At 70.3% G+C, this 2,659-nt stretch carries 4 protein-coding genes; 2 read left to right on the top strand and 2 right to left on the bottom strand.

The annotated features are described in order from the left end of the window. Positions 1-229 precede the first annotated feature (229 nt). On the top strand, positions 230-1,219 hold the full coding sequence (gene moaA, locus ACWGJY_RS25205) for a GTP 3',8-cyclase MoaA (protein WP_453263111.1): 990 nt from the start codon (positions 230-232) through the stop codon (positions 1,217-1,219). Between the two features lie 35 nt (positions 1,220-1,254). On the opposite strand, the gene ACWGJY_RS25210 is transcribed toward moaA, so the two are convergent. Both ACWGJY_RS25210 and ACWGJY_RS25215 read right to left on the bottom strand, forming a co-directional pair. Continuing rightward, positions 1,255-1,500, bottom strand: a complete 246-nt coding sequence (locus ACWGJY_RS25210) for a hypothetical protein (protein WP_453263112.1) — start codon at positions 1,498-1,500, stop codon at positions 1,255-1,257. Between the two features lie 232 nt (positions 1,501-1,732). Continuing rightward, positions 1,733-2,104 carry a DUF3099 domain-containing protein gene (locus ACWGJY_RS25215; protein WP_453263113.1) on the bottom strand — a complete coding sequence of 124 codons (372 nt, stop codon included), beginning with the start codon at positions 2,102-2,104 and terminating at the stop codon, positions 1,733-1,735. Positions 2,105-2,326: 222 nt separating this feature from the next. On the opposite strand from ACWGJY_RS25215, the gene ACWGJY_RS25220 reads away from it, so the two are divergent. Then, positions 2,327-2,605 carry a GlsB/YeaQ/YmgE family stress response membrane protein gene (locus ACWGJY_RS25220; protein WP_453263114.1) on the top strand — a complete coding sequence of 93 codons (279 nt, stop codon included), beginning with the start codon at positions 2,327-2,329 and terminating at the stop codon, positions 2,603-2,605. Positions 2,606-2,659 lie beyond the last annotated feature (54 nt).

Below are 2,659 nucleotides of genomic sequence, written 5' to 3' on the forward strand. Positions count from 1 at the left end.
GCGGATCCTCACGCTCTTCCGTCCCTACCGCGCCCGGCTGGCCCTCGTCGGCCTGGGGGGGGGGGCCGCCCCCCGGGGGGGGGGGGGGTCACGTCCATACCCCCCCCCCCACCCCGCCCACCTCGTGCTTCTCCCCCCTGCTCATTGTCACACCCATCGCGTAGGCTCGAAGACGTACTGATCCACCGAAGGAGAGGTACCGAGCCGTCACTCTTGGGGAGGGGGCCCAGTGCTCATCGACACCTACGGTCGTGTGGCCACCGACCTGCGCGTTTCGCTCACCGACCGGTGCAATCTGCGGTGCACCTACTGCATGCCGGAAGAGGGCCTGCAATGGCTGGCCAAGCCCGATCTGCTCACCGACGACGAAATCGTCCGGCTGATCGGCATCGCCGTGCGGGACCTGGGTATCGAAGAGGTCCGCTTCACCGGCGGTGAGCCACTGCTACGGCCCGGACTGCCCGGCATCATCGCGCGCGTCGCGGCCCTCACCCCCCGCCCCCGGATGTCGCTGACCACCAACGGCATCGGCCTGCAGCGCACCGCCGCCGCGCTCCGCGAGGCCGGCCTGGACCGCGTCAATGTCTCCCTGGACACCCTGCGGCCGGACGTCTTCCAGACCCTGACCCGCCGCAAGCGGCACGACGACGTGCTGCGCGGCCTGGAAGCCGCCCGCACGGCCGGCCTGACTCCGGTCAAGGTCAACTCCGTCCTGATGCCGGGTCTCAACGACGACGAGGCCCCCGACCTGCTGGCCTGGGCGGTCGCCCACGACTACGAACTCCGCTTCATCGAGCAGATGCCGCTGGACGCACAGCACGGCTGGAAGCGCGACGGCATGATCACCGCGGGCGACATCCTCGCCTCGCTGCGCACCCGCTTCACGCTCACCCCCGAGGGCCGGGACGAGCGTGGCTCCGCGCCGGCCGAGCGCTGGATCGTCGACGGCGGCCCGCACCGCGTCGGTGTGATCGCCTCCGTCACCCGCCCGTTCTGCCGGGCCTGCGACCGCACCCGGCTGACCGCCGACGGCCAGGTCCGTACGTGCCTGTTCGCCACCGAGGAGACGGATCTGCGTGCGGCTCTGCGCTCCGGGGCCCCCGATGGCGAGATCGCCCGCATATGGCAGCGCGCGATGTGGGGCAAGAAGGCCGGCTCCGGCCTGGACGACCCGTCCTTCCTGCAGCCCGAGCGTCCGATGTCCGCGATCGGCGGCTGACCCGGTCCGGCCTCAGCGGCCGGCAGGGTCCGGCCTCAGCGGCCGGCAGCCGGCGCCTCCCACTCCTCCAGCGTCACGACATCCTTGAGAAAGCCGCGCACGCCGAGGAACTGCGACAGATGCTCCCGGTGCTCCTCGCAGGCCAGCCAGGTCTTGCGCCGGTCCGGAGTGTGCAGCTTCGGGTTGTTCCAGGCCAGCACCCATACGGCGGCGGCGCGGCAGCCCTTCGCGGAACAGATGACGGCACCGTCGGCGGATTCCTGGGGATTCGGGGAGTTCACGGCCTCAACCCTACGTCCTGCGATCACGGCCCCGAGCCCGGATGGCCCGCTCCGGGGACCCCGCGGACATGACGACGCCGGGCAGCCACGGGGGGAGCCGCCCGGCGTCGGTCCGTCGCTCCGACGGGGGATGCGGAGCGCGTACGCAGTATGTCACGGGGGATGGTGCCCGGTGCACCGGAACTCCATGATTGAGCTGAGCTTTTCTTGAGCTTTGCAGACCGCGCGATGATCAGCTCGGGTCGTTTTGGGAGGCGGAAGAGCCCGCCGCCGGCCGCTGAGGAACCGATTCCGCCGGAGCGTCGCCGGATCCCGGCAGCATCGGCCTGGTCGGGCCGGCGACGAAGGTCCTCGGGAGCGAAGGGGCGTTCTCCCGGCCCGCGTTGGCGATGACCACCGCGATATAGGGCAGCGACAGCCCCAGCACCAACGTCGCGATGGCAATGGGCCGTTCGATGTTCCACAGTACGACGGTCAGCACCACGGCCACCGTCCGCACCACCATCGAGATCACATACCGCCGCTGCCGTCCGCGCACATCCTCGGACAGGCCCTGCCGGGCCCCGGTGATCCGGAACGCCTGGCCGCTGCTCTGCTTCCGCATCACGTTCCACCGCCTGGTCAGTCATGCCGGATTCTCCCCGGTATCCGGTCGGTTTCCACGGTACGCCGCGGCTGCGCCGCCTTCGAGACCGGGGCCTGCCCGGGTTCGGCCGGGCCGGTGCGCACACCGTACGTACGGCCGTCCCCGGCGTGCGCCGTAGTCGATGCGGAGCGACACTGACGGGGCGACCGTCATCTGCATCGTGCCGCAAGAGGAGTCGACATGACGTGGTTGTGGGCCATCATCGTGGGCCTGGTGCTGGGCCTGATCGCGAAGGCCATCATCCCGGGCAAGCAACAGATCCCGCTCTGGCTGACCGTGATCTTCGGCATGCTCGGCAGTGTCCTGGGCAATTGGGTCGCCACCGGCATCGGGGTCAATGAGACCAGGGGCATCGACTGGATCCGGCACCTGCTGCAACTGGCCGGTGCGATCGTCGTCGTCGCCGTCGGTGACCGTCTCTGGGTCTCCATGCGCGACCGTAAGAAACGCGCCACCTAGAGCCAAACACGCCACCTGGCACGACGCGGGCGGCCGGTGCGCATCGATGCGCAC

This window comes from Streptomyces sp. NPDC054765, assembly GCF_053612065.1.